Origin of the sequence: Maridesulfovibrio spiralis (SeqCode), from assembly GCF_048571135.1 — a bacterium.
GTDB lineage: Bacteria > Desulfobacterota > Desulfovibrionia > Desulfovibrionales > Desulfovibrionaceae > Maridesulfovibrio > Maridesulfovibrio spiralis.
In genome coordinates, this window is the sequence record NZ_CP182344.1 from 2,794,711 (window position 1) to 2,820,401 (window position 25,691).

Below are 25,691 nucleotides of genomic sequence, written 5' to 3' on the forward strand. Positions count from 1 at the left end.
GCCTTGAAAGGGTTGTGATGATTAGATGATGATATGATAAAATACAGCTATGACAGGATGTTGTGTTGTGTTGATAGATAAGTTGATCAATAAATGATCAAGACGGGGAAGAACGGTAGACCATGGAAAGATTTATAGCCGACCTGCATATCCACTCCAGATTTTCACGTGCCACCAGTAAAGCTTTGGACCCGCGTCTTCTGGCTGCATGGGCGAGGGTTAAAGGTATTGACGTCATCGGCACGGGGGATTTTACCCATCCGGAATGGGTGGCCGAGATAGAGGATCAATTGGTAGAGGACGGCTCCGGTCTGCTGTACCTGCGTGAGCCGCAGGGGCTGGAGGATGCCATCGACTGGGTGGAAGGGCCTTTTGCCGGGCAGACCCGATTTTTGCTCCAGACCGAAATCAGCTCCATCTACAAAAAATACGGCAAAACACGTAAAGTCCACAATCTAGTCTACATGCCCGATCTTGAGTCGGTGAAAAAATTCAACGCCAAGCTTGATACCATCGGCAATCTCAATTCGGACGGACGGCCAATCCTCGGCCTAGACAGTAAAGATCTTCTCGAAATCGTCCTTGAAACCCACGACAAAGCTTTTCTCATCCCCGCACACATCTGGACCCCGTGGTTTTCTCTCTTCGGTGCAAAATCAGGCTTTGATTCTGTAGAGGAATGTTACGGCGACCTCGCCTCTGAAATTTTCGCAATGGAAACCGGACTTTCTTCCGATCCGGAAATGAACTCATATATTTCTGCTCTAGATAAATATCGCATGGTATCCAACTCTGATGCCCACTCCGGCGAAAACCTCGGACGCGAAGCCAATATTTTCAGCGGGGCCATGTCTTATGAAGGAATTTACCGCGCTCTGCGTGGTGAAGGGCTGGGCCATAAATTCATGGGAACCATCGAATTCTTCCCCGAAGAGGGAAAATATCATATGGACGGCCACCGCAAATGCGGAATCATGCTTGATCCGCATGAATCCAAGATGCGTGGCGGAATCTGCCCGGTCTGCGGCAAACCTTTGACCATGGGCGTGTACTCGCGGATCATGGAACTTGCCGACCGCGAAGAACCGCAACAGCCCAAGGGACAGCCCGGTTTTGATTCGCTGGTTCCGCTTAAGGAACTTATTTCCGAAGTTGTGGGAACCGGACCGAAGACCAAGAAGGTGCTTAGTGTCTACGCCCCGCTGATTAAGGAATTCGGTTCAGAATTCACTATTCTGCAGCAGGCTCCGGTTGAGGATCTGAAACGGCACAATGTCCATCTTGCCGAAGGTATCCGCCGTATGCGTGAGGGACAGGTTATCCGCAATCCCGGGTTTGACGGGCAGTACGGAACAATTTCTGTTTTTTCCGCACAGGAACGCGATGAGATCGTCAATGGCGTAAAGTTGATGGTGGTCCGCAAACCAAAAGGCGATCTTGATGATGCCGTGCCTGAGGCAGAAGTGCTTAAGGTTTCTGAGGTCAAGGAGGATGAAGAGTCCTGTGTGGTTCGTTTCAATGATGCGCAGAAAAATGCAATTGAAGCCGGGCCGGAGCCGGTACTGGTTATTGCCGGACCGGGCACGGGCAAAACTCAGACCCTTATGGGGCGTATTAAATTTTTGCTGGAACGCGGGACCCGCGCTCGCCGTATCCTCTCGCTGACCTTTACCCGCAAGGCAGCCGAGGAAATGAATGAGCGCATGAAGGACATGCTCGGTGAGGACGAAGTCCTGCCCCGTGCCGACACTTTGCATGCATTGGCCCTTGAATACTGGGTTTCGGCCTTTGATCATGATCCGATTATTTTAAATGAGGAAACAGCGCGTCGTGTTTTTGCCCGCGCCAACCCTGAACTGAATGGTGGTAAGCTTAAGTCTGCCTGGGAATCCATCAGCCTGTGCCGTGAGACTTTGGAACCGTTCAGCGAAGGTCCTGCTGAAATTCTGGCTAACTACACCCGCCAGAAGGACCAGTTTAACCTGGTGGACTATACTGACCTGCTGGAATTCTGGCTTTCAGAACTTAAGTCGGACAAATACGTGCGTACTTTTACCCATGTGCTGTTGGATGAGGTGCAGGATCTGTCCCCGCTGCAGCTGGCAATCATACACCGTCTGGCAGGTGAGGAAGGAGAAGGTCTTTTCGCCATCGGTGACCCGGATCAGTCAATTTACGGATTTCGTGGTGCTGCCGGGGATGTGGCTAACCGATTCCGCGCGTTCTGGGAAAATTTGATTCAGGTTACACTGGAAGACAACTACCGTTCAGCGCAGGAAATTCTTGATGCTTCGGCCTCTGTCTTGGCGAATCCGCCCAAGTTGAAAGCACATAGGAAATTTGATTCCGAAATACATCTTTTTTCCGCTCCAGACAGCAACCGCGAAGCCTCATGGATCGGGGAGCGCATCAAGCAGCTTATCGGTGCTACAAGCCACAGTCTCGTGGATGCGGGCGAAGTCGGGACTTTGAGTCCCGGTGATATTGCGGTGCTGGTCCGTTTCAAAGGTCTGATCGGTCCCATAGAATCCATGCTCAAGCGGCAGGGAATTCCATGCAGTGTGCCGGAAAGTGAGTCTTTCTGGCATGACCCTCGGGTGGAGGTGCTGCTGGCGGCTGCGCGCAGGATGCTCGGTTTTGCTGAGGATGCTGACGATGAAGCTCCGGAAGTGCCTGAAAAAATAATTGCTCAGGGACCGCTGGGGCTTTCCGCATACTTGACCGATATGCCTCCCTTTGATCCGCTTTTCTGGGAGAGCAAACCCTTCCGGGATATGATTAAAGGGTACAAGGAAAACGGAGGCTGGTCCGGTCTGTTGAACTGGATTCACATGCAGAATGATTTGGATCAGGTGCGCAGCAGGGCCGAGAAGGTTCGTATCATGTCCATGCATGCGGCAAAAGGTTTGGAATTTGAAGCCGTATTTCTTGCCGGACTTGATGACGGCATTGTTCCTTTTGCGGGACCGGATATCCTGACCGGAAAAATTTCCGGGGACGGTCCTCTTGTGCAGGGGGACACTGAAGAGGAGTGCAGGCTGCTTTATGTTGGGATGACCCGCGCCCGTAAAAATCTTTACCTGTCCCATGCTGTAAAAAGGCCGCTCTATGGGCGTACCCTGATGTTGCCTGTTTCTCGTTTTCTGAAGAATCTGCCGGACGGCGTGAAGAAGTCGGCGATGGTTGCACGAAAGGTTCAGAAGGAGAAGAAGATCAGCCTGCTGGATATGTAGGCGTTCCTTCCCGTTCCGTGCGTGTTGAGTAATAGTGGTATGCGGTTTTAATTAGAGTAAAAAAACCTTGTAAACTACCTTCTCATATACCATTGACATTCTTCTGGCTGCCATGGCGCTTAAACCTGCGCCGCGGAGCCGACAGAAGATATGCAACGGGTTGAAGTGATGCTGGAAAAAATTCCTGACTCGTTTCATTTTTTTATTCTCCCGACAAAATTAAATATGCTTTTATTTAAGCAATACTTATACCGTTAATAGAAATGGTTTGCAGTACGGCTTGTTAGAAATGTGAGTAGTGTGTTGATTATAGTTTTTATGAATACAGGTCGGCAAAAATGTCCAATTTTTTGAATGGTATTGAGTCTTCTTTTCAATTAGCGAGCCCTTCATGGGTTATTCCCGGAACTGTTGCCGAGAATTGTCGTTTTTTGTCCGGTAAGGTTGATGAGGTGGCGTTGCTTTTTTTTGAAACAAAGTCATGTCTCGCCTATACTTATGATGATCTGCCGCAGGATCTGTCAGAATGTGGATTATCCTTTCATATCCACCACCCACTTGATCTGCCGTGGAATGAAGGCGGGGAGCGGGTGGCTGAGATTGTGTTGGCCCTTATAGACAAAGCGGCGCACTTAGAGCCGAAATCGCATATCATTCATCCACCCGCAGCAGGACCGCAGGCAGCAGGGTTGATCCGTGATTTTGCGGATGTCATAGCCCGGAGTGGAGCTACCGCAGAAGAATTTCTATTTGAGAACATTAAAGATAATTCTTTGCTTGGATTGACCGAAACCATCGCTGAGTGCGGGATGAAGATATGCCTTGATCTCGGCCACATACTGGCTTACGCACAGCATGACCTTCTGCGTGATCCGTTTCTTGAAGGCAGGGTCAGCATGCTGCACCTCAATGCCCCCGGGCCGAAGGGAAAACATTTGGGCCTTGATCATCTGGATGTTGAAGGTCTTGAAATCATGGGTGCTTTACTTGGGATGCTGAATAAAGACGGTGTGGTTAATGTTGAGGTCTTCGATGAAGAATATTTTTTTAAGTCACTGCAATTGTTGAGTGATTATTGTATTTTGGAAAAGTTTAAGTAATAGCTTGTGAAATTTTTCTTGTGGTTGCAGTTCATAGGATAAATAGAGTACGTAAAGATAGTTTTCCCGTTCTTTTGTATTCATGTACTAGGAGAAATCTTGATTACATTTGTGCTGGGGGGTAATAAGTCGGGAAAATCAGACTACGCCCTCGACCTTTTTGCAGAATATTCCGGACGAAAATGTTTTATCGCCACCGGTAAAGCCCGCGACATGGCTTTCCGGCAGCAGATCATGACCCACCGGATAGAACGTGATCCGTCTATCCCTGTTCTTGAGGCAGGGGCGGACTTGCAAGCAGTGCTGCTTAAGGCTAGAGAAGGGTATGACCACCTGCTGGTGGACAGTCTGGATTTTTGGTTGTTTTCCTGCTCCGAAGTAGCGGACGGAGAACAGCATATCGGGGAGGTTGTCCGGCTTTTATCTGAATGGAAAGGGCCGGATGTTGTTTTGGTGTCATGTGAGGTGGGCCTTGGTCCTCTTGCAATGACCCGTGAAATCCGCAGCTTCGTTCGAAGCCTCGGATCACTCAACCGTACAATGGCTGCAATCGCAGATGAAGTTTATCTTGTGGCCGCAGGGTTGCCCCTTACCCTGAAGAAGTAACTATGGCTTATTTTAAACAGCTTGAAGATCAGCTTCAGGATTTGCTCGCCCTTTGCAATAAGGATGAGCGCTGGCTGGTAGTGGTAAATGCCGATCCGGATTCCCTTGCTTCGGCAATGGCCTTTAAACGCATAATCGGACGCAGGGTTGCTGAAGTGGGTATCGCCCACATCAACGAGGTCAAACGCCTCGACAACCTAGCTATGATTCACTACCTGCGTATTCCGGCCCAGCGGATGATTCCGACCCTAGTGGCGCAGTATGACAAGTTCGCTATCCTTGATTCTCAGCCTCATCATCATCCTGATTTTGAGGATTTGAAATTTTCCGTGATAATCGACCATCATCCGCTTCCGGCGGAACCGTATGCAGATGCGGAGTATGTGGATATCCGTCCTAAATACGCTGCCAACTGCACCATGATGACCGAATATCTCTACAACCTGAAAATCCGCCCTGCCAAACTGTTGGCCACCGCGTTGCTCTACGGTATCAAAACCGATACCCAGAGTTTTGAGCGTCCTTTTATTGACGACGACGTCAAGGCTTTCAGATACTTGACTAAGTATGCGGATATGGACCTCATCAAGCGCATCACCCGCAGTGAAATACATCCTGATTGGCTGCGCTATTTTTCCCGCGCTTTTTACAATCTACGCCGTATCGGTCTCGGCCTGTTTTCCCATATCGGTAAAGTGGAGAACCCTGACACACTGGTTATTCTCGCTGATTTTCTTATGCGCGTTCACGGCGTTTCGTGGGATGTTGTTTCCGGCATCTATGAAGATACCCTCGTGGTCATCTTCCGTGGCGACGGCATGCGCAAGGATATGGGTAAAATGGCAGCCAAGCTTTTTAATGAAATCGGTTCCGCAGGCGGGCACAAGGCTGCTGCGCGGGCTGAGATCAAGCTGGACGCCCTTGAAGGTGCTGACCCGGAATCCTTTGTACTCAAAAAATTGACCAGAGGGAAAAAGACGGTCAAACGCATCTGATCCCTTTCCAAATCACTTCATTGCAGGGTTTGAACCCGAAGGCATATAATGGCACTCAAAGATACAATTAGTTTTGATGGCGATCCCCTGTACCTGATTGACGGTTCAGCATTTTTTTACCGTGGTTTCCACGCCTACCCGGACCTGAAACGTTCCGACGGGACTCCAACCAACGCACTGTTTTTTGTTCTTAGGGTTCTGCTCAAGGTCATCAAAGAGGAAAAGCCAAAGTATCTGGTTTTCATGCTCGACGGTAAAGGAAAGAACTTCCGGCACGAGCTTTATGACCAGTACAAGGCCCAACGCCCGCCCATGCCTGAGGACCTGCGTTCGCAGATTGAACCGCTTAAGGAAGCTCTCAATGTAATCGGTGTTCCCCTCATCGTTTCCAGTGGCGAAGAGGCGGACGATTGTATCGCTTCTTTGGCAGCCCGCTACAAGTCCGAACGCCCAGTGGTAATTCTTGGCGCGGACAAAGATCTCAAGCAGTGCCTTGATGAAAATGTTTTCATGTGGGACCCGGCAGGTCGTAAGGAGAAGATCACTTCTCTGGCTGATTTCCGTGAAGATACCAAATTGGAACCGGAACAGTGGGCTGATTTCCAGGCTCTAGTTGGTGACTCTGCCGATAACATTCCCGGTGTTCCTGGTGTGGGTAAGGTTACTGCCACTAAGATTATGGCGGAATATCCGACCCTTGAAGACATCCGCGACAATTACGATAATCTTAAGCCGGCCATCCAGAAAAAAATGAAGGATGAGCTGGAAAATATTTTTGTTTACCGCGAACTGACCCGAATGCGTTTGGACAGCTGCCCTGAATGTGATCTGGCTAAATGCAAACTTCGTCCGGTTGATTCTGAACGTGCGGCGCAGTTCATGACTGATTATGAATTCCGTTCCCTCGTGCGTGATGTGAAAGCTCTTTTCCCCGCAGCAGAAGGAGTAGTTCCGATCCCGGCAGTCAAGCCCAAGAAGGCTGCTTCCGGTGGTCAGCTTTCCTTGTTCGGTGAGGAAGCTCCGGCTCCGTCCGGCCCGGAAAATCGTCTTGAGCTGAACAAAGCATCAGAAGTTTCTGAGCTTCCTGATTTTGCAGGCAGGGAAGTCGGGCTGGTTCGTGAGGGCAAAGTTTTTTTTGTCGGTCTCGAAGGTCAGGAATGGATGTGTAAAGTTTCTGCGGCTGAATTGGTCGAAGCTTTGCAGGGAGCTAAAACCATCGCCGTTGCAGATGTTAAATCTTTTTTGCGTGCCGATCAGGCATGGGCTGATGTGCCGCTTTCCCGCTGGTTTGATTTGAGTCTTGCTGCTTACCTGCTCAATCCCGAAGAGCGCAATTACGCCTGGGACCGTTTGCGGGCAATGCTTTTTACTGCTGATGAACTGCCCGATGCCATTGATGAAGTGCATCCTGATGCTCAGGGGCTTGCTGCGCTTGCGCTTATGCATGTGCTGGGGCCGCGTGTTAAGTCTGCAGGTCTTGATGATCTGATCGGTAAGCTGGAAACACCTCTCATTCCAGTCTTGGCTGAGATGGAAGAAGCCGGAATCAGCATTGATCTTGCCGCGTTTGCTGATTTTCTCACCGAGGTGAGCGAGCGTATCGACGAACTTACCCGCGTGATCCATGAACGGGCCGGGGAGTCTTTTAACATTCGTTCCAGCCAGCAGATGGCAACAGTTCTTTTTGACTCTCTAGGTCTTAAGCCCGGCGGCAAGACTCCCAAAGGGGCTCTTTCCACCGCCAACTCCGTGCTTGAGAAGCTTACCGGGCAGCATGAAATAATCACCGATATTCTGGAATACCGGAAGATGGAAAAGCTGCGTTCCACGTACCTTGAGCCGCTGCCTAAGCTCGTCGGGGCAGATGGACGCATTCATACAAATTTCAACCAGCTGGCAACCGCAACCGGGCGTCTTTCCAGTTCCGGACCGAACCTGCAGAATATTCCCATTCGCGGGGATCAGGGCAAGCGTATGCGCGCCTGTTTTACTGCCGGGGAAGGTTTACGCCTTGCCGCAGCTGACTATTCACAGGTTGAGCTGCGCGTGCTGGCTCATTTTTCCGGTGATCCGGCTCTTGTCTCCGCTTTCGAACAGGATGAGGATATTCACTCCCGCACCGCGGCGCTGCTTTTTGATTGCGATCCGGCAGAAGTAACTTCCGATGAAAGGCGTAATGCCAAGACCATTAACTTCGGTTTGATCTACGGCATGGGACCGCAGAAGCTTTCCCGTGAGCTGGGTATCAAGATCAACGAGGCCAAGGAATTCATCGTCAAGTATTTTGAAAAACTGGATGTGCTCAAAGAGTTTTATGATTCCGTAGTGGAGCAGGGTAAGGAGCATGGTTTCGTGACCACTCTTTCAGGTCGCCGCCGTCTACTGCCTGAACTGCATTCCACCAGCCCGCAGGTTATTTCACAGGCCCGCAGGCAGGCAATCAATACCGTAATTCAAGGGAGTGCTGCCGATATTATCAAGATGGCCATGATCAAGGTTGCTGAGAATGCCGAAATCAAACATCTCGGCGGCAGGTTGATCCTGCAGATTCACGATGAACTTCTCGTCGAAGGTCCTGAAGAAAATATCGAGGAAATCGGTAAACTTCTTCAGCAGGATATGCAGACTGTCGCAACCCTCGCAGTTCCCCTGAAAGTAGATCTTGGCTTAGGCCGAAACTGGGCACAGGCTCATTAGATTTGATGCCTCCGGCGGCTGGGGAAGGGGAAAAACCCTTTTGCTAACGCCCAAAAGGGTTTCTCCCCTTCTCCAGACCCCATCCCCTCTTCCCAAAAGACGTTTTAGTTATGCTTCGCAGACAAATTTTTAAAATTGAAACATAAATAAAGCCCACAATACCTTGTGAGATATTGTGGGCTGATTTTTTGCACAAATTTTGATGCGAACGGCGAAGCCTCGATAAAAAGTATTGAAGAGTCCAGATAAACTTTTCCAAAAGTTTATCTGGTCCCGCTGAAAGCGCCCCCGGAGGGCCGGTCGGTTGATTCGACGAGAGTCCGCCGGAGGCAATAAAAAACTTGAATCTTAGCGGTAATATTTTTAAACTCCCTCAGATTATTAAAGGAGTTTAATTATGTCTGACGATAAAAAATGCGGTTGTGGCAGCGAATATGCCAAGGATATGCCTATCCCTGAGGTTAATTTTTCTTCATTTGTCATGTCCATGAGTTCTTCCGCCATGGTCCATCTTGGCGAAGTTGCTGACCCTTCCACTGGAAAAATTGATTTTTCCCCGGTGCTTGCAAAGCAGTCTATTGATGTGCTGGCTGTGATTGAAGATAAAATCAAGAATGGCATGACTGAGGACGAGGAACGACTTCTCTGTGAATTGCTTTATAATCTGCGTATGAAGTACGTGCAGAAAACCAAGTAATAGCAAACTTCCTTTTTCATTTCTTTTTACCTGATTCCAGGGACTTTTTTACTGATCTTTTTCAGAGAGCGCATACCTGCGCCTTCAATTCAATATCAATTTATTTAAGGACGGATAATTATGAATGCTGTAGCTGTCGGACTTGTCGGAGTAACCGGATATACCGGGATAGAACTTACCCGTATCCTGAGTAATCATAGCGGGATGAAGCTTGTCCGTGTCACCTCCCGTGCCGAGGCCGGGAAAAAGCTGAAAGACATTTATCCTTTTTTGAATTGCATGGAACTGGGTGAACTTGAAATCACCGCTCCTGATGTTGAAGATCTGGCCGAAGCCTGTGATCTGGTCTTTTTGGCTGTTCCGCACAAAACCGCTATGAATATCGGCGGACAGCTTTACGATAAAGGTATTAAAGTTGTTGATTTAAGTGCCGACTTCAGGATTCGTGATCGCGAAACCTATGAAGAGTGGTACAAAGTTGACCATACCCGTGAAGACCTGCTGTCCGAAGCTGTTTACGGTCTGCCTGAGTTTTATCGCGAACAGGTTAAAGGGGCCAAAATCGTTGCCAACCCCGGATGTTATCCCACTTCGGTTATTGTCGGTCTGACTCCCGCCCTGCGTGAAGGTCTGGTCGAGACCGAGGATATCGTAATTGATTCCAAATCGGGAACCAGCGGTGCGGGGCGTGGCGCAAATGTGGGAACTCTTTTCTGCGAAGTTGCGGATTCCTTCCGTGCTTACGGTCTGACCACTCACCGTCACACCCCGGAGATTGAGCAGGAACTGGCTGTTGCTTCCGGCGAAGCCATGACTGTCTCTTTTAATACCCATCTGCTGCCCATTGATCGCGGTATTCTTTCTACAATCTACACCAAGCTTAAGCCGGGTGTGACTGCCGCGGATGTACGTGCTGCCTATGAAAAGGCTTACGGAAATGAGAAGATGGTCCGTTTTCTGCCCGAAGGTCAACTACCGGAAACCCGTTGGGTTCGTGGAACCATTTTCTGCGATGTGGCGGTTGTTCCTGACGAGCGCACCGGGCGTCTGATCGTTCTCTCCGCCATAGACAATCTCTGTCGTGGTGCTTCAGGTCAGGCTGTGGCAAACGCCAACCTTATGCTCGGTTTTGATGAGACCGAAGGGCTTTCACTTGCTCCTATGATGCCTTAATCGGGGACTTAACTACAGTTGCTCATTGAGATTCGCTTTGTGTTAAGTTATGCTTTTTCATAGTTGTAATTGGAATTAAAATGTTATTTTGGGGTGATTTCTGCTATGACCGAAGGTAGTGATTTATTTCTGGATTCTTTTTTTGTGGCTAGGCAGCCTGTTTTCGATGCAGATAAAAATATCTGGGGATATGAGTTGCTTTTCCGCAATTCTGGCGGGAATAATTTTGCTGATGTCGGAAACGAAGATGAAGCAACTTCACAGGTTATTGCTGACGGCTTCGGTTTGATTCAGGAAGACATTGAAGAAGGCCAGCGTCTGCTGGTCAACTTCCCCCGGAATATGTTGCTGGCAGGTGCAGCTGATTTTCTGCCTCCTGACGTGTGCGTCATCGAGATTCTGGAACATGTGCAGCCGGAACAGGGTATTTTGCAAGTCCTCGCTGACCTGAAGGGTGATGGATATATTCTGGCTCTTGATGATTATATAGGTCAGGAAGGGTTTGAGCCTTTTGTTGAACTGGCCGATATTGTGAAAGTTGACTGTCTGGATATTGATTCTGACAAGCTGGTGGAGATTGCGCAGTACCTTAGTAAGCTGGATGTGCAAATGCTGGCTGAGAAGGTCGAAGATGATGAAATGTTCAATCTTTGCCGAGAGCTTGGTTTTGAATTGTTTCAGGGGTTTTTCTTCAGCCGCCCGGAAATTATTCTCGGCAAAAAGATTTCCAGCAGCAATATTAACCGAATGCGTCTGCTTGGCTCAATCTGTGGTGATGATTTTGATGTTGAAGATCTGACCAGTGCCATCAACTCTGATGTGTCGGTCAGTTACCGTTTGCTTAAATTCATGAATTCACCCACCTTCGGTTTACCCAACAAGATTAATTCTATTCAGCAGGCCATTGCTTTGATCGGCTATAGGAAGCTTGCCGGTTGGTTGCGTATGATTCTTCTTTCAGACATGAGCACAGGACCTACCGGCGATGAACTGGCCTTTATCTCCATTAAACGGGCCAAGTTTCTGGAGTTGCTTTCACGGGAAATGGATGCGTGCCCGCTTTCTTCTGAATCCATGTTCATGCTGGGGCTTTTTTCTTTGCTTGATGTTTTTCTGGGCAGGCCTATGGGAGAGCTTATGTCTGAGCTTCCGGTGGACAAAGAGCTTATAGCTGCTCTTACTGATAAAGAAAGCAAGTCCGCCGTTTTTCTTGATGTCGTGCAGGCATTGGAAAAGGCGGATTGGGATAAGTTGAGTTGGCTGGTTGAGCACAATGGTATCAGCTCTCTTTGTGTGGCCCGTAATCACCTTGCCGCCATGCAGTGGGCTAATGAAATTGTTTTGATGAACAGATCGACCGGAAACCCTGAAGCAGAATAGGTCATGTTGTGAGCAAGGATATTCAGCTGGACAAAAATGATTTTGAGCTTTTGCGTAAGCAGATTTATCGCTTGTGTGGTTTAACCATTTCCGATGGCAAGGAATATCTGATTCAGCATCGTTTTAAGGCTCTTTATCATTCCCGGAACTGTCGTTCGTGGAGGGATTTTTACCAACTGCTTATTTCCGGGGACGAGCAGTTTAAGGAAGAGGCTGTCTCAGCGATCAGCACTCATGAAACCAGTTTTTTTCGAGACAATCATCCCTTTACTTCTATTCGGAACAAGATTCTGCCCGAGGTTCTTAAGGATAGGAAATTTGGCAGCAAGATAAAGATATGGTGCGCGGCCTCCTCAACTGGGCAGGAACCGTATTCTCTTGCTATGTTGATCCATGAATGGTCACGTACGGTTGCCAGTGGCAAAGTACGGCCAGATGATTTTTCTATTCTGGCTACGGATATATCCGGGGCCGTCATCGAGAAGGCTAAAAAAGGTTTTTTTACTAATCATGAAAAATCAAGGGGATTACCCCCGGGATATGAGAGGTATTTTGAAAAGAGCGGTAACGGGTGGCAGCTTCATCCTTCTGTGAAGTCCATGGTCACTTTTAAGAAATTTAACCTGCTCAATACCTTTCGTCCTTTGGGGCAATTTGATTTTGTCATGTGCCGCAATGTGCTGATTTATTTTGATGATGACACCAAGATTGACATAGTGCACCGTATTCATGACCTGCTGCCGAACAAAGGTTATCTGATGCTTGGATCAACTGAAACGCTGGCCGGACATACGGATCGTTATGAGACAGAACATGCCGGAGCGGTAATCCTCTACCGCAAGATGCTCGAAAAAAAATAAACCGCCTAATCCTTTATGGATGTTGGCGGTTTGGTCAGCTTTGTTCTATATTATTTAGATATCGTATTTGGTTCCGAATAGAGTTTTGATTTTCTGGATGAACATGTCCATATCTGCCACGGGTTTGAGTAGTACATTGTCGGATGATATTCCGTAAGCACGGACATCCGGCGGGACAGCATAGTCAACTGAGCCTGTGTGGATGATAAAGTCCATGTCCGGGTGCAATTCCTTGAGGTGGATGATGAGATCATTGCCGTGCATGACTGGAAGACGCATATCTACAATGGCTATGTCTGCATTCTCAGTCTTCATCAGCGTGAGGGCTTCCTCAGCACTTCCAACCGAGATTACATCCAAACCTTCGTCTTCAAGATAGTCGACGAGGTTCTCCCTGACCATCTGTTCATCATCAACAACCAGAATTCGCATATATTCTCCATCTCATGATGCTTGTTGGAACATGAAATTGAATGAAATCAACCTCAGATATATCTAATTTTCATAATTAAGCATAATGCAATGTATTTTTATTGGCAACGAAAATGAACGTAAAGTTTAGTTAGCGTTGAAATAAAAAAGGGAAGTTTCTGGAAACTTCCCTTTTTTGCATTCATAGATCTTTCTGGTTAGCAGCAGAAAGTGTTGTATACCTGTCGGTCTTTGTATTCTGCTTTCTTACCTTCGTTCCATTGTTTCACCGGACGGTAGTAGCCAACAATACGGGTGTATACTTCTGAGTCCGCTCCGCATTCCGGGCAGCTGTGATGCTCGCCGCGAATATATCCATGTTCTTTGCAGATGGAGAACGTCGGAGTAATGGAGAGGTACGGGATTTTGGTGTTGCGGAAAGCTTTAACAATGAAGCTTTTCAGTGCATCAAGATCGGTCGTGGATTCCCCGAGAAATGTGTGGAATACAGAACCGCCGGTGTACAGGGGCTGGAGCTTATCCTGATGGGATAAAGCCAGAACCACGTCTTCGGAAACTCCCACCGGCAGGGTGGTGGAGTTGGTGTAGTACGGGGTTCCGTTACCGGAAGTCTGGATGTCGGCATAAAGTGTTTTGTCGATCTTGGCCAGGCGGTAGCTGGTTCCTTCAGCAGGGGTGGCCTCAAGATTGTAGAGGCTGCCTGTTTCTTCCTGAAATTGTGAGGTGAGATCTCGCAGATGGTTGAGCACCCGGGTCATCAGACGGATTCCGGAGGGCGTTTCAATGCCTTTGCCCAAAAGGTTCAGGCAGGCTTCGTGTCCGCCGAGTAGGCCTATGGTGGAGAAATGGCCTTTGTAGCCGTTTTTAAGGTAACGGCTGGACCATGGGAACATTCCGTTATCAAGATTTGTCTGGATCAGTTTGCGTTTGAATTCAAGCGAGTTTTTGGCTTGTATGGCATACTCTTCAATGAGATCGAGGAAGTCTTCTTCTCCCTGTGCCAGATAAGCCAGCTTAGGCAGGTTCAGGGTTACAACGCCGATTGATCCGGTGAGGTCTCCGGCACCGAACAGGCCGCCGACTTTGTTGCGCAGTTCGCGCAGGTCCATCTGCAGACGACAGCACATAGAGCGCACGTCTTCGGGGTTCAGGTCGGAATTAATGAAATTCTGGAAATAGGGAACGCCGTATTTGGCGGTCAGGTCGAGTAGGGTTTTACCGATCTGGGAATCCCATGGAAAATCTTCGGTTACATTATATGTAGGGATGGGGAAGGAGAATATACGGTTGTGCTGATCCCCGTTAACCATGACTTCAAGGAAGGAACGGTTGATCATTTCCATTTCCTCGGCATATTCACCGTAGGTGGAATCCTGAAGTTCTCCGCCGATGATTACCGCTTCTTTTGCGATATGTTTGGGAGGAACAAGGTCGAAGGAAAGGTTGGTGAACGGGCTTTGGCCTCCCCATCTGGAGGTTGTGTTCAGGTTGAACACGAATTTCTGCATGGCCTGACGCACTTCTTCATAGCTGAGGCCGTCATGGCGGATAAACGGTGCGAGATAGGTATCAACATTGTTGAAAGCCTGTGCTCCGGCCCATTCGTTCTGCAGTGTGCCGAGAAAGTTGACCATCTGGCCGAGAACGGCATCAAAATGTCTTGCGGGTCCGGCGCAGGAACGGCCTTCAAGGTTGAAGCCTTCCAGCAGCAGGTCGCGCAATGACCACCCGGCACAATAACCGGCGAGGCCGTATGAAAGATCATGGATATGGAAATAGCCGTGCTCATGGGCCTGCCTGATTTCTTCAGGGTATTTTTCAAGAGCGTAGCGGGCCTGAATGGTTCCGGAGAGATGGAGCATCAGACCCTGAAAAGAATGGGTCATGTTGGCATTTTCAGCCACACGCCAGTCACTTTTTTCAAGGTACTCGTCAATGGTTTCTTTGATATCGAGATAGGCGTCTTTCTGATTTCTGAGTCTGCGGCGGCTGTCGCGGTAGAGGATGAATTTTTTGGCCACTGAGTGCAACCGGGAATCCATCAGCACTTCTTCGACCATATTCTGAACATGTTCCTGTTCAGGAATGTCGACTCCTTCGAGCTTGGCTTCCACCTTTCTGGCCATACGTTTGGCCATGAGCGGGTCTTTGATTCTGCTGGCGCTGAGTGCTTTGAAAATGGCCTGTGCAATGCGCTCAGTCGACCAGGTCTCCAACCGGCCGTCTCGCTTCATTATCTGCGTGGGCATGATCTCTCCTTGGAGGAATGTAGTTCTGGATGGTCAGGTCAAAGCCATCCGGAAGGTATCCTTTGGCGGTTTCGACATCTTCGTCTGTCACGATGGGAACCTGTGTCAGACGAAAATAGAAGGCTTTGGGGTTGGCTTCGGCAAGCTTGAAAATCTTTTCAAGATTTTTCTGCGCTGCCTCGGCGGTAACGGCCTGCCCGGTCAAGGCAGGGTACTTCTCATACGGTCCTTTTACGTCAATAGCGAATTTGTCCGCTAATCCTTGCTGGAGAATATCTTCAACAATTTCAGGAAGCATTCCGTTGCTGTCCATTTTTATGGGCAGATTGGATACTTGTCTGATTTCGTAAAGAATTTCCCCGAGGTTAGGTACCGTTGTAGGCTCGCCACCAGTGATAGTGACCCCGTCAAGCCATTTTGCTCGGTTCCTTAGGAAAGATCTCATATCTTCTCTACTCAGGAGTGGCAGCCGTTCCATATTCCAGGCCATGTCGAAATTGTGGCAGGTAGGGCAGTGCAAGTTGCATCCGCCAAGGAAGAATACGCAACTGGTCATTCCGGGCCAGTCACACAGGCTGAGCGGTTCGATTCCGCGAAGATGGTTCCATCCCTGAGAGAGTTCGTTCATGATTTTTATCTATTCGATTAAGTATTTTTAGAGAGCTTTTTTCTTAGATTGAGTCTCAAGCCCCGTGCTTCGGGAGCTGTCTTAAGTTCGGAGAGAATACTAACTCAGGGGATGAGTTTTGTACAGGGGGGTGAATGAAAATTTGTTGTAACATAGTCATATTTGACGTTTATCTATGATTATCATGAAATGTTGAAAAATATAAAAAGTTTTCCACAGGTTCATAACCTTAAAAGAGGTCGGAAAAACAGGATTTTTTCTAAATAAAGTTTAGAAAAAAAAATGTTCAGTGAGCTTGAAAACGTTTTTTGACAAGGTGTGGGAAAAAGTAAGGAAGGTTGTGCGGTTGCACAAAATGATCAGTTCTTTTAGCATGGCAGCGTCTGTTTTGGAAAGCTGTTTTGAGTTGAAAATTTAAATCTTCCCGAGGATGCGGATCATGCCGAGTGACTAAAGCGGAATTCGATTCCGGCCGAAAAGTTTATATGAGATAATGTTACCTTCAATGTGAGGTTTTTCATGAGAAGTTTTTTACTTATCATTATATTGTTTGTCCTGAGCCATGTCCCCTCTACCGCACAGGCGCGGAGCATGGAGGAGGAGCGGGCTTTGTGTCTTACCCGAAACGCCCTTGCCCGTGCGCAGTGTAAAGATCCACATGAGTTCAGCTATGTAGGCACCAAGCGGGGGAATATTTATATCTATACCGGTTTTTATGGAGCCAAGTATACCGACTTTTTTTGCAAGATTGATAACAGTGAGATTACAATTCTTTCCCGCAAAAAAAAATTCAGGCGTAGTGTAAAATATTTTATCGATGAGAATGAATGCGGGGTTATTGAATATTTCCCGGCTTCCTGCACCAAGCGCTCTGTTATAAAATGTTGTTTTCCTAAGTCGGATAAGGAATTGAAGGCTGATAAGGAAGCGCAGTTCTGGGAGCGTTCCATACCTGATCTGCTTAAAGAGGATCAGGAGAATGCATTGAAGGAATTGCAGAACAGGACAGCTAAATCTTCCGAAACCAAGCCAGAAGGGCAATAGCCGGGGTCAGGGCATAAAGCGGCCAGTAGAATTTATTGTACGTGAAGAAAACAACGGCTCCCAGCAGGAAGAGGGCGTAAACCCATGCCTCGGCATGTTTGGTGAAACGCTGGTTCTTCTCCAGTTTGAGATGGAACATGTCCCGGCGGTCACATTCGGCAGCGGCGTTCTCCTGTCTTTTACGGCCGGACTGAAGCTTGTAGCCGCACTTGGAGCATAGTTTAGCCACGTCGTTGTTTTTTTTACCGCATTTGTTGCATGTAATCATTTTTATATGGTTCCTTGTGGTCTCATGGGCTTTTGCCAGTAGAATACTGGGTGTATTGTTGTGTCAATATTTTAGTATTTTGTTGGATTTAAGCAAGAACGATACCACGTAATAAGTCCCTAATTTTCTGCCTTATGCAGTCTGGTTGCAGCGGACAGTAGCTCTGACCGTTATCTTTGGGAATTATTGTTGCATATAATTGTATAACTTCTTGACTATTGTGGCGGAATTGAGACATTTTATGCAAATAATTATGAAATTTGGATGGAGAGTTCATGAGTGAAGTGTCCCGGGATGGCGCACAGGTTCCCGATAAAGATAAGCGGATTGACTTTTACTTGAAAGTTCTGGGCCGGCTTAAGGAACGCAGTACCCTGCGTGAAGTCCTTGAGCGGGAGGTCTTTTTAGAGTTTATCAAGTATAACAATAACCGCATTAATGAATTTCCTCTGTTGGAAAAGCAGCAGAGTGGGATTATTGCCTTGTTGTGTCACCGCTCCATTGATTTGCCTGCACATGAATTCATCAAGAAGATTCTCGGTGAATTTATCCTCATGATCGGTAGGTTCAGCAAGCTCAAGGATGGAAAGGATAAGTCTTCTCTCGATAATATCAGGTCCCGCATTATCAATGCCGAGACCCTGCTCATTAAGACTGTTCAGGGTGTCGTTTATGCTTCCTGTCTTATTTCAGATAACTTTGAGGAAGTAACCCTGCGCCACCTTGGCGAACCTGCTCTCAAGAAATATAACGGTTTGCTTGAAGAATTCGAGCTGGATAAAAATTTCTGGCAGGCGCTCATAGACAAGTTCATAACTCATGAAGTGGAAACTTCACTCAAAGATATTATTTCCAATGAATCTTATACTCTGACCAGAGATAAAAGTTATTTGATTCTGCGTTTTCCTTTTGATGATGTAAGCAAGCGATTTGCAGCAGAAATCCCGGCTATTGATAAGACCCGCATTCAGAGTGCCTTTGAGCAGGTCGGTATGGATGAAGAGTCCGCTGGAATTTTAAAAATGACTTACAGTTCCCTGCAGGAAAGCAGGGTGCTTGTGCATGACGATGAACCCGTAGGTAATGATGTGGTTGAACGTATTGCACGCATTGTCTGTATTGATCCGGCAACAGCAAAGTTCAAGCAGGATTACGATAATGCTATGGAAGCTCTGCGGCAGAATGCATATTCAGCTGACAGTGCTGAAGAAGAAGCTGAGATGGCCCGCCAGATGCAGTTTGCGCAGGATCAGATCGGTGCATGCGCTATCGGGGTCAGTATAACGCTTGATATTGTTGTTCGTGAATTTTTGCTGGGTCTTAAAAATTTCACCCAGCGTGATGAAAAGGTATTGACCGTTTACCTGCGCAGGTTTGATGTCGAGTCCCTCGATAAGCTGTTTATCTATCTTACTGAAGTGAAATTTTCTTCCTTGCTGAAAGTTAGAATGCAGGGAGAGGAAAGCAAGATGCAGTTGCGGGTGCTCAAGCGAAGAAGAGCTTTAAGCAAAGATGTTCAGGGACTGCAGGAAATCGGAATGACCCGTATCCGTATGTCTCGTCTGTGGCTTAAGGATTCCGTAAACGAGAACTGGCTCATCTTCAAACACAGCACTGCTCAGGAACTGGTCAAGGAAATGCGATTGCTGGCCCTTGAGAAAGAGCTGGCTACCGCTATTTTGCGTTTGTTTGAAAAAGGCGATTACAAGGTCGAATTTCTGATTTTTATCAGCTTGCAGGCAGTTGCCAAAGCCACAAAAGATATTCGCGGTAAACTTAATGATCTGTTCATGCGTTTCGGTATCGGTGAGCAGAGCGATGAGCAGATAGCCAAGAAATTGTCGGCTTCTAAGTAAGCATCAATATTTAGAAACAGAAAAGCTCCCCATGCTGTTAAGTATGGGGAGCTTTTCTTGTGTTTTATTCAATTAAATAAATACGACAGTTTTATTGCCGTCAACGAGTACCCTTTCAGTGAGATGCCATTTTACGGCTCTGCTGAGCACCTGACGTTCAATGTCGCGCCCGAGGATTTTGAGCTCTTCGTAATCGTGACGGTGGGAAACACGGATAACGTCCTGTTCGATGATGGGACCCTGATCCAGTTCTTCGGTTACGTAGTGGGCGGTGGCTCCGATGAGCTTTACGCCACGCTCTCCAGCCCTGCGGTAGGGGTCTGCACCTACGAATGCGGGTAGGAAGGAGTGGTGGATGTTGATGATGCGGTTAGGGTAGGCATCAATCAGCTTCGGAGACAGAATCTGCATGTAGCGGGCAAGGATAACCAGATCGGCTTTGCCTTCCATAAGTTTAAGAATTTTATCTTCAGATTCGTCTTTTTTGCCTTTTTCTACCTGAACATGATGGAAGGGTACACCGAATGATTCAACTGCTTCACGCAGGTCGTCATGGTTACTGATAACCATAGTAATCTCGGTGTGCAGCTCATCTCGTTTGGCTCTCCAGAGTAGATCCATAAGGGCATGGTCGAATTTGGAAACAAGGATGGCAGTCTTTTTCCTGATCCATGCAGGATTGATGTGCCAATCCATATCAAATTTAGCAGCAACTGTTTCTGCGAATTCCTGCCTGAATTCTTCGAGGCCTTCTTCGATTCCGTTCATGTGAAATTTCATTCTCAGAAAAAAGCGACCGCCTACGGGATCACTGGAATGCTGGTCAGAATGAATGATGTTGGCGTTCTTTGAATACAGGAAGCCGGAAACTGCGGAAACAATTCCGGGCCTGTCTTTACAGGATACTGTCAGATATGCTGTTGATTCTCTTGATGATGTCATTATTTGTCTCGGTAAAATAAATTTAGTTCCAAAAAAGGGAATACTTTTACCAACTGAATGCATGGCAGGCAAGCTCTGTTGAAGGTATAGGGAATATATGTAAGGGTGGTTTTTTTGAAATATGATCAGTAAATTTCGAAAAAGCGAAATATAGTCTTTACAATTTATTAATCTGAAATTATGTGTCCCTCAAATTTTGCGTACCTGAAATTGGTTAAAAATTAAAAATAATGCAGCTTGTCTGCTGTTGAGGTTGAAAATGAGTGTTTTGAATGGTGAGGTGGTCCAGTCCGCCATCCATGGATTCATGTATTTCGGCGATATTGTTTTTGCGGTCAGTGGTGCTTTGGCTGCAGGCAGACGCAGGATGGATATCGTGGGCTATGTTCTGATCGGGACTATTACCGGACTCGGTGGCGGGTCGTTGCGTGATGTGTTGTTGGACCGTCCGGTCTGGTGGACCAAAGATCCTGTAGAGCTGTATCTATGTATCATAGCGACCTTGTTTACATATTTTTGCCGTCTGGAAATCAAGGATCGTTATAAGGCCACTTCATGGTTTGATGCGTTGGGTCTGAGTGCGTTTGCTGTTACCGGGAGTTCTGTGGCCTTTTTGCAATCGTTGTCTCCTTGGCCTGTGGCTGTGTTCATGGGAGTGATGACTGCTACAGGGGGCGGTGTTATTCGCGATCTTTTGACTGGAAACAGGCCGATGATTCTTTGCGGTGAGCTTTATGCAGTTGCTGCTCTGGTAGGAGCTTTTGTGAACGTGGGGATGATGACACTGGCTGTTCAACCGGAAATAGCCATGGCTGCGGGATTTATGAGTACGCTGGTTCTGCGCGGTTTTGCTGTCATTTATGATGTCCGGCTCGGACCTCCTGGTGAATTTGTCAGGGTCGGCGGGCGTAGTCGGTAATTTGATGCCTCCGGCGGCTCTACCGAGAGTCCCTCCGGGGGCCAGCGCTGCTCTATATCCGTAAGACTCGAGCAAGAAGCTCTCGCCTAACGGCAATAGGTAAGAAACTTTTGGGAAAAGTTTCTCTGGACACTTCAAAACTTTTTATAGGGCTTCGCCATTAATCTTGGGGACTGTGTCCATGGAATATTCGGGAATTGTCACTTTATGTCTGGCGGGTTCTGAAGTATTTGAATGGGCATAAGTTCTAAACGGAGATAAAATCATGTTCAGAGAAATCCAGAATACCAAGAAGATCCTGCCCGAAGGATCAGTCGAAGAAATTTTGCAGGCCGGGGAAGAGGGTGTTTTAGCCTCTTGCGGCGAGGACGGTTACCCTTATGCCACACCGCTCAATTACGTTTTTCATGACGGAGCCATCTATTTTCATTGCGGCCTGACCGGACATAAGCTCGACAATATCGCATTTAATCCAAAGGTTTCTTTTTGCGTTTACGTGGACACTGAATTGCTGCCTTCTAAATTCAGCATCAAGTTCCGTTCCGTAGTTGCTTTCGGTAAAGCCGAAGAAGTTTCCGGTGCTGAGAAAAAAGAAGCACTGCTGGCACTGGTGCAGCGTCTTTCTCCTGACCATATCCCCGCAGGCGAGAAGTATATTAATAATGATATGGATAAGACACGGGTCATCAAAATTAATATCGTTCACGCCACAGCAAAAGGGCGCGTGAAATAAATTTTTCCAAGCTTTCGCAACATCAAAAACGGGTGGTCTGACGCTTAGTCAAACCACCCGTTTTCTTATTATTAAGACTCTTTAATTAAACTTCCTGGCGAAGCCGTAATAAAAAGTTTTGGGATTCTTAAACCCTTTTTACATAAATCCGCAGGAAAGCGGATTTGACCGGTGCCCCAAAGCACCGCCCCGAAGGGGTAAGCCCCAGGAAGGGGCGCAATAAAAAGGGTTTAAGCCCCCGGAGGGGCCGCCGGTAGGCTCTCCCCGAAGGGACCCGTGGTAGCGCCGCCGGAGGCTAACAAACTATCCGCCTAGATAGGCCTTTTTAACTTCAGGATCATCCATAAGTTCAGCGGACGACCCTTGCGCAACGATTTCACCTGTATCGAGCACATATCCGCGATGCGCGAACTTGAGCGCCAGATTGGCGTTCTGTTCGATGAGCAGAATGGTCAACCCCTGTTCGTTCAGTTCTTTGAGTGTGCGGAACATATCGTACATGAGCAGCGGCGCCAGTCCCATGGAAGGTTCATCTAGCATGATGAAATTACACTTGGACATGAGCGCGCGCCCGACGGCCAGCATCTGCTGCTCTCCGCCGGAAAGGGATTCACTGCGCTGCTTGCGTCGTTCGGCAAGACGCGGGAACAGGCCGAACACGCGGTCATAATCACCATGGATATCCTTGATGGAATCCTTGCGGGCATAGGTTGCCAGTTTGAGGTTTTCTTCCACGGTCAGGTTACCGAAAATGTGGCGACCCTCGGGAACAAGTGCCAAATGCAGATCGGAAATGACCTTGTGCGGCGGCATGTCGAGGATAGAATTACCTTCCCAGCAGATATCCCCGGAAACAACCTTGGGGGCTTCCGGCGGGGGAAGCCGGCTGATTGATAGCAGGGTGGTGGTCTTGCCTGCACCGTTTGCGCCGATAAGAGTGACGATTTCGCCTTCATTGACGTTGAACGAGATGCCGTGCAGGGCCTCGATATTACCGTATTTTACGCGGAGATCTTTGATTTCAAGTAGAGTAGTCATCAGATTGAATCATCTCCCAGATAAGCTTTGATAACAGTCTCGCTGGACTGGATATCTTCGGGTGTTCCTTCGGCGATTGTGGCACCGAAATCGATACATTTAATCCATTTGCAAAGGGTCATGACCACCTTCATCTGGTGTTCGATCATGAGGATGGTGATGTCAAATTCATCATGAATCCACTTTATGAGTTTGATCAGCCCTTCAACATCAGAGGAGTTGAGTCCGGCAGCAGGTTCATCAAGCAGTAAAAGTTTGGGCTGAATGGACATGGCCCGGGCGATTTCAACGCGACGCTGCAAGCCGTACGGCAGGTTGGTAGGCAGTTCCTCCGCGTACTGTTTCAGGTCCATGAATTCGAGCAGCTCGGTTGAGATGCGTTCGATTTCCTTTTCCCTGAGATAGTAGTTTTTGGTGCGCATGATGGCATCGAAGAATCCGTAGCCCATGCGGTAATGCTGGGCGATGCGGATATTGTCCAGCACGGTCATATCATGCCAGAGACGAATGTTCTGGAATGTGCGGGCCACACCCATGGCGGTGACCTGATGCGGTTTCAGACCGCGTGTGGGGTTGCCGTCAAGGGTGATGCTTCCTTCCGTTGGCTGGTAAAATCCGGAGATGAGGTTGAATATGGTGGTCTTACCTGCACCGTTGGGGCCGATTAATCCGGTTAGGGAACCTTCCTCAAGCTGTATATTGAAATCGGAAACGGCCTGCAGCCCTCCGAACCTTTGGGTGAGTCCGTCTATATTTAATAGTGTCATTTTATCTCCTTTTCGCGCGGTTCAGGGCTACTTGAATTTGTAGAATTTTTTAAGCCGCGGGAATAGGTCGGGCAGTTCCTTGTTGCCCATGATTCCTTCGGGTCTGAATTGCATAAGCAGGATCAGGGTCAGCGGGATGAGAACCCATTTCCAGACTTGACTGAGATGGTATGTGTCCGGGAGCAGGTTCAGGAAATGCATTCCGGTGTCTATAGCCGGGATGATGAAGCGCAGCAGTTCGAGCATTACGGTGAAGAATATTGCTGATAGTATTGAGCCACCAAGTGAGCCCATGCCGCCGAGATAAACCATGACCAGACATTCGGTTGATTTCATGATGTTGAATGACTGCGGGTTAACGTAGCCCAGAACATGGGCAAAGAGTGCTCCGGCTACCCCGGCGAGTCCGGAGGAAAGCATGAAGGCGGCCATTTTCATTTTGTTGGTGTCCACGCTCATGATCTCGGCTGCGACCTCGTCCTGACAGATGGACATGATCCCCTTGCCGTAGGTGGAAGATACAAAACGGCGGATCATCCATATACTCATGAATGTTCCAAGAATTACCCAGATCATCATCCAGGGAATATCGATCAGGTCTTCCATGGCGTTGACCACCCGTTTCATGCCCATGAAGCCGCGCGGGCCGCCGATGACATCCATGTTTTCAATGGCTGAAATGACCATGTAGTTGGCGGCAATGGTGATGATCGCCAGATAGTCACCCCTTGTTTTGAAGGAGGGTATAGCCACGATGAGTCCTGCTACGGCGGAAACCAGCCCAGATATGATTACAATGATGGGGAAGCCCAGCGGAGCAAGCTCCGGGGGCAGAATCGGTGCACCGAAAATCTTATCCTGAGCAAAAAACATAACGCTCAGAATAGATGATACGTAAGCCCCGATACACATGAATCCGGCGTGTCCACAGGAGAATTCTCCCATGTAACCATTAACAACATTCAGACTTGATGAAAGGATGATGTTGATGCCGATGAACATGATAACCGACTGGATGTAGAGGTCCAGCGCGCCGAACTGGGAAAGGGCAACAACAATGGCGGCCATGGCCCAGAGTCCGATATTGAAACTGTATTTCTGCATAGTGTATCCGCCTTAAATCTTGGTTGTCTTGGCAACGCCGAATATACCTGTTGGTTTTACCCATAAGATTACCAGCAGGATTGAAAAGGCGAACAGGTCCCGGAAAGTGGAGGGGAAAAGGGCTACAACCCCAACTTCAATGAAGCCGAGCAGGAAGCCGCCGATGAAAGCACCGCGAATATCCCCGATACCTCCCACGACCGCTGCGATGAATGCTTTCCATCCGATGAGCGCACCCATGTATGGCTCAAGGATGGGGTAGGACATGGCAAAGAGCAGTCCGGCCAGTCCGGCCATGCCGGAACCGAGTACAAAGGTGAATACGATTACGTTATCGATGGGAATACCCATGAGCGGAATGGCAAATTTATCATAAGAAATACCGCGCATAGCCATGCCGATCTTGGTCTTTGTGACGATGAATTGCAGCAACAGGAAAACCGCAATGGCAGCAAAGATTACAATAATCTTCAGGTTGGTGACCGAGACATTGCCGAAAGTGTAGACCACTTTGTCGAGCAGTTCCGGGAATTTCTTGCGGCTCGCACCGAGCAGAGCGAGGTTGCCGTTCTCAAGAATCAGGCCGGTCATAAGTGCTGTGATAACTACGTACAGCCTGTGCGCTCCCTTTCTGCGCAGGGGCCGGTAGGCGATGCGTTCAATTGTAACCCCGACCCCGGCAGTAAGGATCATGGTCAGCGGTACGGTCAGGGCCAGCACCATCCACGGGGCAAAGTCGAGAAAGCCCAGCAGGGCGGTGGCTGTGAAAAATGCTATGTATGCCCCGACCATGAAAATGTCGCCGTGGGCAAAGTTGATCAGCAGAAGGACCCCGTAAACAAGGGTGTAGCCCAGCGCAATAAGCGCGTAAAAACTGCCCCACTGCAGGGCATTGAGTAAATTCTGGATGAGGATATCCACTTGCGGTCATCCTTTGTGTAAAACGGTTTGTAAAAAATAATCAGACGGC

22 protein-coding genes are annotated in these 25,691 nt (G+C 48.2%); 13 read left to right on the forward strand and 9 right to left on the reverse strand.

The genetic code is table 11. The annotated features are described in order from the left end of the window. Positions 1-122: 122 nt before the first annotated feature. The 9 genes from ACNI29_RS12565 (at position 123) to ACNI29_RS12605 (ending at position 12,741) form a co-directional block, all read left to right on the forward strand. Entirely contained in the window at positions 123-3,233 is a 3,111-nt protein-coding gene (locus ACNI29_RS12565) for a UvrD-helicase domain-containing protein (protein WP_419778716.1), read from the forward strand. Positions 3,234-3,571: 338 nt separating this feature from the next. Further along, positions 3,572-4,333: a cobamide remodeling phosphodiesterase CbiR gene (cbiR, locus tag ACNI29_RS12570; RefSeq protein ID WP_419778717.1), complete on the forward strand. Its 762-nt coding sequence runs from the start codon at positions 3,572-3,574 to the stop codon at positions 4,331-4,333. A 99-nt stretch (positions 4,334-4,432) separates the two neighbouring features. Further along, a complete protein-coding gene (locus tag ACNI29_RS12575) occupies positions 4,433-4,939 on the forward strand; it encodes a bifunctional adenosylcobinamide kinase/adenosylcobinamide-phosphate guanylyltransferase (protein WP_419778718.1) in 507 nt (168 codons plus the stop codon). Positions 4,940-4,941: 2 nt separating this feature from the next. Next, positions 4,942-5,934 (forward strand): DHH family phosphoesterase, encoded by a 993-nt coding sequence (locus tag ACNI29_RS12580; protein WP_419778719.1) that lies wholly within the window; start codon positions 4,942-4,944, stop codon positions 5,932-5,934. A gap of 48 nt (positions 5,935-5,982) precedes the next feature. After that, complete coding sequence (gene polA, locus ACNI29_RS12585) at positions 5,983-8,631, forward strand: DNA polymerase I (protein ID WP_419778720.1); 2,649 nt, start codon at positions 5,983-5,985, stop codon at positions 8,629-8,631. A gap of 397 nt (positions 8,632-9,028) precedes the next feature. Further along, the gene (locus ACNI29_RS12590; RefSeq protein ID WP_419778721.1) at positions 9,029-9,328 is read left to right on the forward strand and encodes a DUF1844 domain-containing protein; all 300 of its coding nucleotides are present in this window, start codon (positions 9,029-9,031) and stop codon (positions 9,326-9,328) included. A gap of 120 nt (positions 9,329-9,448) precedes the next feature. After that, positions 9,449-10,501, forward strand: coding sequence for an N-acetyl-gamma-glutamyl-phosphate reductase (argC, locus tag ACNI29_RS12595; RefSeq protein WP_419778722.1), 1,053 nt, complete (start codon positions 9,449-9,451; stop codon positions 10,499-10,501). Positions 10,502-10,606: 105 nt separating this feature from the next. Next, positions 10,607-11,881, forward strand: coding sequence for an EAL and HDOD domain-containing protein (locus ACNI29_RS12600; RefSeq protein WP_419778723.1), 1,275 nt, complete (start codon positions 10,607-10,609; stop codon positions 11,879-11,881). Positions 11,882-11,889: 8 nt separating this feature from the next. Next, complete coding sequence (locus tag ACNI29_RS12605; protein WP_419778724.1) at positions 11,890-12,741, forward strand: CheR family methyltransferase; 852 nt, start codon at positions 11,890-11,892, stop codon at positions 12,739-12,741. A 54-nt stretch (positions 12,742-12,795) separates the two neighbouring features. Here the strand turns inward: ACNI29_RS12605 and ACNI29_RS12610 are convergent, their stop codons facing one another. The 3 genes from ACNI29_RS12610 to ACNI29_RS12620 all read right to left on the reverse strand — a co-directional run bounded on the left by ACNI29_RS12610 (position 12,796) and on the right by ACNI29_RS12620 (position 16,050). Further along, positions 12,796-13,173 carry a response regulator gene (locus ACNI29_RS12610; RefSeq protein ID WP_419778725.1) on the reverse strand — a complete coding sequence of 126 codons (378 nt, stop codon included), beginning with the start codon at positions 13,171-13,173 and terminating at the stop codon, positions 12,796-12,798. A 197-nt stretch (positions 13,174-13,370) separates the two neighbouring features. Continuing rightward, on the reverse strand, positions 13,371-15,422 hold the full coding sequence (locus ACNI29_RS12615; RefSeq protein WP_419778726.1) for a ribonucleoside triphosphate reductase: 2,052 nt from the start codon (positions 15,420-15,422) through the stop codon (positions 13,371-13,373). After that, positions 15,370-16,050, reverse strand: a complete 681-nt coding sequence (locus ACNI29_RS12620) for an anaerobic ribonucleoside-triphosphate reductase activating protein (protein WP_419778727.1) — start codon at positions 16,048-16,050, stop codon at positions 15,370-15,372. Before ACNI29_RS12620 ends, ACNI29_RS12615 begins: the two co-directional genes overlap by 53 nt. Positions 16,051-16,569: 519 nt before the next feature. Between ACNI29_RS12620 and ACNI29_RS12625 the strand changes: the two genes are divergently transcribed. After that, positions 16,570-17,094, forward strand: coding sequence for a hypothetical protein (locus tag ACNI29_RS12625; RefSeq protein ID WP_419778728.1), 525 nt, complete (start codon positions 16,570-16,572; stop codon positions 17,092-17,094). Here ACNI29_RS12625 and ACNI29_RS12630 read toward each other — a convergent pair. After that, a complete protein-coding gene (locus ACNI29_RS12630; protein WP_419778729.1) occupies positions 17,060-17,362 on the reverse strand; it encodes a zinc-ribbon domain-containing protein in 303 nt (100 codons plus the stop codon). The genes ACNI29_RS12625 and ACNI29_RS12630 overlap by 35 nt on opposite strands. Positions 17,363-17,637: 275 nt before the next feature. On the opposite strand from ACNI29_RS12630, the gene ACNI29_RS12635 reads away from it, so the two are divergent. Then, on the forward strand, positions 17,638-19,218 hold the full coding sequence (locus ACNI29_RS12635) for a hypothetical protein (protein ID WP_419778730.1): 1,581 nt from the start codon (positions 17,638-17,640) through the stop codon (positions 19,216-19,218). A gap of 72 nt (positions 19,219-19,290) precedes the next feature. On the opposite strand, the gene purU is transcribed toward ACNI29_RS12635, so the two are convergent. Then, on the reverse strand, positions 19,291-20,160 hold the full coding sequence (purU, locus tag ACNI29_RS12640) for a formyltetrahydrofolate deformylase (protein ID WP_419778731.1): 870 nt from the start codon (positions 20,158-20,160) through the stop codon (positions 19,291-19,293). A gap of 259 nt (positions 20,161-20,419) precedes the next feature. Here purU and ACNI29_RS12645 point away from each other — a divergent pair, with 259 nt between their 5' ends. Beyond that, positions 20,420-21,079, forward strand: coding sequence for a trimeric intracellular cation channel family protein (locus ACNI29_RS12645; RefSeq protein WP_419778732.1), 660 nt, complete (start codon positions 20,420-20,422; stop codon positions 21,077-21,079). A 265-nt stretch (positions 21,080-21,344) separates the two neighbouring features. Further along, positions 21,345-21,812, forward strand: coding sequence for a pyridoxamine 5'-phosphate oxidase family protein (locus tag ACNI29_RS12650; RefSeq protein ID WP_419778733.1), 468 nt, complete (start codon positions 21,345-21,347; stop codon positions 21,810-21,812). A 303-nt stretch (positions 21,813-22,115) separates the two neighbouring features. On the opposite strand, the gene ACNI29_RS12655 is transcribed toward ACNI29_RS12650, so the two are convergent. The 4 genes from ACNI29_RS12655 to ACNI29_RS12670 are packed head-to-tail and all read right to left on the reverse strand — an operon-like array spanning position 22,116 to position 25,642. After that, a complete protein-coding gene (locus tag ACNI29_RS12655; protein ID WP_419778734.1) occupies positions 22,116-22,850 on the reverse strand; it encodes an ABC transporter ATP-binding protein in 735 nt (244 codons plus the stop codon). After that, positions 22,850-23,617, reverse strand: a complete 768-nt coding sequence (locus ACNI29_RS12660) for an ABC transporter ATP-binding protein (RefSeq protein WP_419778735.1) — start codon at positions 23,615-23,617, stop codon at positions 22,850-22,852. The genes ACNI29_RS12655 and ACNI29_RS12660 overlap by 1 nt, the downstream gene beginning before the upstream one ends. Before the next feature lie 27 nt (positions 23,618-23,644). Then, a complete protein-coding gene (locus tag ACNI29_RS12665) occupies positions 23,645-24,721 on the reverse strand; it encodes a branched-chain amino acid ABC transporter permease (RefSeq protein ID WP_419778736.1) in 1,077 nt (358 codons plus the stop codon). Positions 24,722-24,733: 12 nt separating this feature from the next. Then, the gene (locus ACNI29_RS12670) at positions 24,734-25,642 is read right to left on the reverse strand and encodes a branched-chain amino acid ABC transporter permease (protein ID WP_419778737.1); all 909 of its coding nucleotides are present in this window, start codon (positions 25,640-25,642) and stop codon (positions 24,734-24,736) included. Positions 25,643-25,691: the final 49 nt, after the last annotated feature.